Genomic DNA, 1,195 nt, shown 5'->3' with positions numbered 1-1,195 from the left:
GTCGGGTCACACGGCGACACTGCTGTCCGACGGCAGGGTCCTCGCCGTGGGCGGCCAGAACACCACGGGTGTCCTGACGTCGGCTGAGGTGTACGACCCCGCCACCGGCGCCTGGAGCGCGACCGGCGACACGGTCAATCCCCGGGAGGAGCACACGGCGACGCTGCTGTCCGACGGCCGCGTCCTCGCAGCCGGCGGCGATCCGGCTGATTCGACGGCGGAGCTGTACGACCCCGCCACCGGCACCTGGAGCAGCACCGGGTCGCTGACCGCACCCCACAAGCAGCACACGGCGACGTTGCTGCCCAGCGGCAAGGTCCTGATCGCCGGCGGTGAAACCAGCCCCTCGGCCCATCCCGGGATCACGGCCCTGGCGGAGCTGTACGACCCCGCGACGGGCTCCTGGACCGCCACCGGTTCGATGACCACCGCACGCCTCTTCTTCCCGGCGACGCTGCTCCCGGACGGCACCGTCCTGGTCTCCGGCGGTGAGGACAGCGGCTCGAACATCCTGGCGTCGGCGGAGGTGTACGACCCGGCCACCGGAAGCTGGACCGCCACCGGCTCCATGAACACCGCACGGGACAACCACACGATGACACTCCTGCTCAGCGGCAAGGCGCTGGTCGCCGGAGGTCAGACCGGCGCCGGGGACACGTCGTCGTCGGAGCTCTACCCCGCCGGACCCACGGTGACCACCACCCTGACCACCGCCCCGAACCCGTCGCTGTTCGGGCAGCCGACCACCCTGACCGACACCGTCTGCCCCTCCGCCGCCACCACCACCCCGACCGGCACCATCACCTTCGCCGACGGCACCACCATCCTGGGCACCGTCACCCTCGCCCCCGGCGGCGCCGACCACTGCGCCCAGGCCCACCTCACCTACACCGACCTACTACCTGGCGCCCACACCCTCACCGCCCGCTACAGCGGCGACGCCACCTACCCCGCCCCCAGCACGCCGGAGAGCACCGTCCAGACGGTCGACTGCCCCGCACCATCACCGGCACGGTGTCCGGCGTCATCGCTGACGGCGAGAGCACCTGCGTCCTGGGTGCCACCGTCCACGGCAGCATCGACGCCACCCCGGGCAGCGCCCTGTTCATCGCCGACTCCACGGTCGAGGGCGACGTCCGGTCCGCCCACGGCACCCTGACCGGGCTGTGCGGGTCCACCGTCACCGGTTCGGTCT

1 protein-coding gene is annotated in these 1,195 nt (G+C 72.3%); it reads left to right on the top strand.

Going from position 1 to position 1,195, the window contains the following annotated elements; all coding sequences use genetic code 11:
- A partial coding sequence (locus AB0O00_RS40445) for a kelch repeat-containing protein (protein ID WP_363659653.1) occupies positions 1–1,159 on the top strand: 1,159 nt, incomplete at its 5' end.
- Positions 1,160–1,195 lie beyond the last annotated feature (36 nt).

Source organism: Kitasatospora sp. NPDC093558, from assembly GCF_040683475.1.
GTDB lineage: Bacteria > Actinomycetota > Actinomycetes > Streptomycetales > Streptomycetaceae > Kitasatospora.
This window is presented reverse-complemented; position numbering and strand designations above follow the sequence as displayed.